This window comes from Nonomuraea sp. NPDC003201 (genome assembly GCF_053590415.1).
In genome coordinates this window covers 1-5318 of the sequence record NZ_JBSFTC010000509.1, presented here as the reverse complement: position 1 = coordinate 5318, position 5318 = coordinate 1, and the positions used below count along the sequence as shown (strand labels likewise).

At 73.4% G+C, this 5318-nt stretch carries 5 protein-coding genes; 4 read left to right on the top strand and 1 reads right to left on the bottom strand.

Annotated elements, in window-relative coordinates; all coding sequences use genetic code 11:
* The 3 genes from ACWDX9_RS59295 to ACWDX9_RS59285 all read left to right on the top strand — a co-directional run.
* Nucleotides 1-1188 (top strand): Pls/PosA family non-ribosomal peptide synthetase (locus tag ACWDX9_RS59295; protein WP_449972444.1); only part of this gene is annotated, 1188 nt, incomplete at its 5' end.
* Nucleotides 1185-2456: a M1 family metallopeptidase gene (locus ACWDX9_RS59290; protein WP_449972447.1), complete on the top strand. Its 1272-nt coding sequence runs from the start codon at nt 1185-1187 to the stop codon at nt 2454-2456. The genes ACWDX9_RS59295 and ACWDX9_RS59290, both read left to right, overlap by 4 nt.
* Nucleotides 2457-2750: 294 nt before the next feature.
* The gene (locus ACWDX9_RS59285) at nt 2751-3047 is read left to right on the top strand and encodes a DUF3817 domain-containing protein (RefSeq protein WP_363984751.1); all 297 of its coding nucleotides are present in this window, start codon (nt 2751-2753) and stop codon (nt 3045-3047) included.
* Nucleotides 3048-3098: 51 nt separating this feature from the next.
* Here the strand turns inward: ACWDX9_RS59285 and ACWDX9_RS59280 are convergent, their stop codons facing one another.
* Nucleotides 3099-4901 carry a cytochrome c oxidase assembly protein gene (locus ACWDX9_RS59280; RefSeq protein WP_449972442.1) on the bottom strand — a complete coding sequence of 601 codons (1803 nt, stop codon included), beginning with the start codon at nt 4899-4901 and terminating at the stop codon, nt 3099-3101.
* A gap of 183 nt (nt 4902-5084) precedes the next feature.
* Here ACWDX9_RS59280 and ACWDX9_RS59275 point away from each other — a divergent pair.
* Nucleotides 5085-5318: hypothetical protein (locus ACWDX9_RS59275; protein ID WP_449972439.1), on the top strand; the 234-nt coding region annotated here is incomplete at its 3' end.

Sequence of the window (5318 nt, the reverse complement as noted above, 5' to 3'; positions counted from 1 at the left end):
CTGGTCAGCGTGCGGCTGCTCGGGCTGGGCCTGCACGCGGGCCGTCACCCGGTGCACAGCCGCCAGGCGTGGCAGGCGTGGGCGACGGGGCGGCTGATGGCCTCGGCGCGGGTCTGGCTGTTCCCCCTGTACGCCAGCGTCCTGACGCCCGTGTGGCTGCGGGCGCTCGGCATGAAGGTGGGCCGCGGTGTCGAGCTGTCCACGGTGCTGGCGCTGCCCACGATGACGTCCGTCGGCGACGGCGCGTTCCTGGCCGACGACACGATGGTGGCCCCGTACGAGCTGGACGGCGGGTGGATGCGCATCGCCTCCGCGCGGATCGGCAAGCGCGCCTTCCTCGGCAACTCGGGGATGACCGCGCCCGGCCGCAAGGTGCCCAAGGACGGCCTGGTCGGCGTGCTGTCGGCGACGCCGAAGAAGGCCAGGTCCGGCTCCTCGTACGTGGGCATGCCGCCCATGGAGCTGCGCCGCACCGCCGAGGACGCCGACCGCAGCCGCACCTACGACCCGCCCGCCCGGTACAAGGCGGCCAGGGCGCTGGTCGAGGCGTTCCGCGTGGTGCCGGCGATGTGCGCGGTCGCGCTCGCCGTCCTGGTCGCCGCCGCCTTCGAGTGGCTCGCGGCGAGCTACGGCTTCGCGGTGACGCTCGCGCTGGGCGGCGTGGTGCTGCTGGCCGCGGGTGTGGCCGCCGCCCTGGTCGCGACGGCCGCCAAATGGGCGCTGGTCGGCCGGATCCGGGCGGGCAGCCGGCCGCTGTGGAGCTCGTTCGTGTGGCGCAACGAGCTGGCGGACAACTTCGTGGAGGTGCTGGCGGCGCCCTGGTTCGCGCAGCCGTGGCTGGGGACCGCGCCGCTGAACGTGTGGCTGCGTTCACTCGGGGCGCACATCGGGCATGGTGTCACATGTGACACATATTGGCTGCCAGAGGCGGATCTGGTGTCATTGGGTGATGGCGCCTGCGTCAACCGGGGCTGCGTCCTGCAGACCCACCTGTTCCACGACCGGGTCATGAACATGGACACGGTGACCCTCGACGCGGGCGCGACGCTGGGTCCGCACGGTGTGGTGCTGCCGGCCGCGCGGGTGGGCGCCGACGCCACGATCGGGCCGGCCTCGCTCGTCATGCGGGGGGAGTCGGTGCCCGGCCGTACGCGCTGGTTCGGCAACCCCATCTCGGCGTGGCGATGACACCGTACTTCCCCGGGCACGGCGACCACCGCTACATGGTGTCGCACTACGACCTGGCGCTGAAGTACCGGTTGGCGAACAACCGGCTCGACGGCACGGCCCTGCTCACGGTGACGGCCGCCGAGCCCCTCGGCGTGCTCGACCTGGACCTCGGCCGCTTCCGGGTCGAAGGCGTCACCGTGGACGGCGTTCCCGCCCGCCATGCGCACGGCCAGGGCAAGCTGCGGGTGACGCTGCCCTGGTCGCTGGCCGCGGGCGCCGTCGCCGGTGTCGAGGTCCGCTACGGGGGCAGGCCGGTGCCGGTGCCGAGCCCGTGGGGCGGGCTGGGCTGGGAGGAGCTGTCCGACGGCGCGCTGGTCGCCGGGCAGCCCATCGGCGCGCCGTCCTGGTTCCCGTGCAACGACCGGCCCGGGGACAAGGCGACGTACCGGATCTCCGTGACGACCGCGTCGCCGTACGTGGTCATCGCGAACGGGGCGCTCACCGGCCAGCGCCGCGCGGGCGGGAACACGACCTGGGTCTACGATCAGCCCGAGCCGATGGCGAGCTACCTGGCCAGCGTGCAGATCGGGCGCTACCGGCTCGCGGAGGTCGCGGGCGCCCGGGTGGCCCATCCGACGCGCCTGGCCACCCGCGTCCGGCACGACTTCGGGCGGCAGGGCGAGATGATGGCGGTGTTCACCGACCGTTTCGGGCCCTATCCGTTCGGCGGCTACGTCGTCGTCGTGGTCGACGACGAGCTGGACATCCCGGTCGAGGCGCAGGGTATGTCGATCTTCGGCAGGAACCACGTGGACGGGCGGCGCGGGTTCGAGCGGCTGGTCGCCCATGAGCTGGCCCACCAGTGGTTCGGCAACAGCCTCACGCTGTCCCGCTGGAGCGACATCTGGCTGCAGGAGGGGTTCGCCACCTACGCCGAATGGCTCTGGTCGGAGGCCTCGGGCGGGCAGCCCGCCGCCGCCCACGCCCAGCGCTGGCACCAGCGCCTCACCGCCCTCCCGCAGGACTTCATCCTGACCGACCCCGGGGTGGGCACGCTGTTCGACGACCGCGTGTACAAGCGGGGGGCGCTGACCGTGCACGCGCTGCGCCGCACGCTGGGCGACGAGGTCTTCTTCCCCATGCTGCGCGACTGGACGGCGGGGCGCCGGCACGCGAACGTCACCACCCAGGACTTCGCCGCGCACGTCCAGCGGCACGCCGCCCAGCCGGTGGGGCCGCTGCTGTCGGCCTGGCTCCACGACAAGCCCCTGCCCCCGCTCCCCTGACGACGCGCCCTCATACTGGTTCATCCTGGCGTCCATGGCGAGACCCGCGTCGATCACCTTCGCCGGAACCCCTTGATGCCCATCTGGTCCTTGGCGATCCGTCCGAGCGTCGGCGAGCACCAGCCGGTGGTCGTCGAGGACCGGCACCGACCCGGCGGGGTCCCCTCGGGGGGAGACGTCGCAGGTCCTGTCCGAGTTCGAGGTCGCCAGCAGGACGAACGGCGAGTGGGCGATGATCAGGCTGCGCTCTACGGCCTGTAGAGTGAGCGCGATAATCGGACGAAAGGGTGGATTGTGCTGCGCTGGTTTCGACTCGTGGCGGTGGCCGAGGCGTGCTCGTGGGCGGGGCTGCTGGTCGGGATGTTCTTCAAGCATGTGACCGAGACCGGCGAGCTCGGCGTGAAGGTGTTCGGGCCGATCCACGGCGCGCTGTTCGTGCTGTACGCGGCCGGGGTGATGCTCTCGGCGCGAGAGGCGGGCTGGAGCCGGGGCACCGTGGTGCTGGGGCTGGCGTGCGCGGTGCCGCCGTTCACCTCGGTGTGGTTCGAGCGGCGGATGGCGGCGCGTACGGCGGCCGGGCAGCTCGCCTGACCCCGACGGCGGGCCCGTCGCCTCAGTGGCCCGCGGCGCCGGGCAGGCGCGTCACGGGCTTGGAACGTGTCGCGCCCGCCGTACGGCCAGGAAGGCGAGCGGGAGCAGCGGGACGAGCAGGTGGACGGCCCCGGCCAGCTGCTGGTCGGTGAGGAGGTCCGGCCCGTCGTCGGGGCCCACCAGGTAGAACCAGTCGGCCGCGACCGGCGGGCCGAGCAGCAGGAACGCCCCCACGGCGAGCTGCACCAGCAGCACGCCGCCCAGCAGCCCGGCACGCAGTGGCCGGGAGACGGGGCGCGGCATCGGGTCCACGCCGGCCAGCACCCAGAAGACCAGCAGCCCGCCGCCCAGGAACAGGGCCATGGTGAGCAGATGGGCGGCGTGACCGGCCAGCGACCAGACCAGCCAGCCGGTGCGGTACAGCAGCGGGAACGCCACCATGTACGCCGCCGGCACCAGGGCGAGGAAGGTCAACCTGCGCTTCCGGAGCCAGGCGCCGAGGTCGCCGTACTGGGAGGACTCCGTGGTGGCCCGGGCGGCGAGGGTGAGCGGGGCGCCGAGGCAGAGCAGGAGCGGAGCCACGACGGCCAGCACGACGTGCTGCAGGGCCTGGACCGACAGCATCGCCCGCGCGTAACCGCCGATCCCGGAGAGCAGGACCAGCGCCAGGAGCGCGAGGCCGGCGTACCAGGCGAGCGTGCGGCCGAGCGGCCAGTCCCCCACGCGGCGCACGCCGACCAGGTATCCGACGGCGGGCAGGGCCAGGCAGAGCAGGATCAGCGTGTCCGGGCGGAGCTCGGTCAGCAGCGCGCCGGGCGTGAAGGGCGGCAGGTCGTACTCCAGCAGGCGCTCATGCGCGTCGCCGGTTCCCGGCGGCGGGGGCGGCGGCGGGGTGCGGGAGAGGCCGACGGCCAGGCCCATGGCCGCCATCATCACGATCATCTCGCCCGCCGCCAGCCGGACGAAGACGTGGCGCGCGCTCCGGTCGGCGACGTGCGCGACCGTACGGCTCCGGTGGGTCCAGCCGAACAGGCCGAGCAGCGCGAGCGCGGCGGTCTTGGCCAGCAGGAACTGCCCGTACTCGGTCCGCCAGAGGTCGGACACGGCGCTCAGCCGCACCCACGCCCCCACCACCCCGGAGACGGCCACCGCCGCGAAACAGCACAAGGCGATCGTGCTGAACCGGGACAGCACGGCCCGCAGGTCGCCGGCGCGGCGGAAGTGGATGAGGACGGCGCCCAGCCCGCCGACCCACAACGACACCGCGATCAGGTGAGCCGTCAGCGCGGAGACCGCGACGTCGTGGTCGGCGGCCGAGGCGGCGTGCCCGACGTAGGCGGGGGGCAGCAGCCCGAACGCGGCGACCGCGAGCGCGATCCACCCGGGCAGGCGCGGCAGCCGGGTGGCCAGGACGACCATGGTGATGGCGCCCAGCACCGGCAGCAGGGCCCGCGCCTGCGGGATGGTCAGGCCGTAGCGCAGCAGGCCGGGATCGGCGATCAGGTCCGTGACGGGCAGCGGCAGCACGTACGACATGGTCAGCGGGTAGCTCAGGGCGGCGGTGACCGCCCATCCCAGCGCCCACCACCGGGCCGCCCGCAGGCAGGCCGCCTTCTCGGGCGAGCCGGCCGGCGCGAGGACGACGGCGGCCAGCAACGTTCCCAGGGTGGCCACCGCGCACAGATCGTAGCCGAGCTTGACCAGCGGCAGGGCCCACTCGGTGACCGGCCCGGCGGCGGGCAGGCCGGCGATCACCGGCTCCGCCTCGGCACCCCCGAACCGCAGGGCCGCGACCAGCACCACGACCCCCGCCGCCACCACCGAACCGGCGTAGATCCGCGTCGCTGCCCTCATGTTCATCGGATACGCGGAGGGGCGCAGGCTGGTTCATTGGCAGGGTTTGCCGGACATGTGCTGCATTGCAACTCTTGACAGTAAAGATGCCGATATTAGGGTGATGATCAGGTTGCCGGTCTAGACCGCGCAGAGAAAGGCGCGCCCCCGACCCCTCATGGGTATAGACCAGTGGAGACTTCCTTGAGCAGACGCAAGATCACCCCTGCGGCGTGCCTCGCGCTGGCCGCGACCCTGTGTGCGGGGGCGCTCCTGCCCGTCCCCGCGGCCCATGCCGCTCTCGTCCCGCCCTTACCCTCGGTGTCGCCCACCCCGCAGTCGCTGGCCGGCGCCGGCGCCGCCGCCGGCGTCACCGGCCCGGGGCTCGTGGTCGCCGCCGGCCAGACCGACCCCCCCCCCCCCGACCCCCTCGTACGG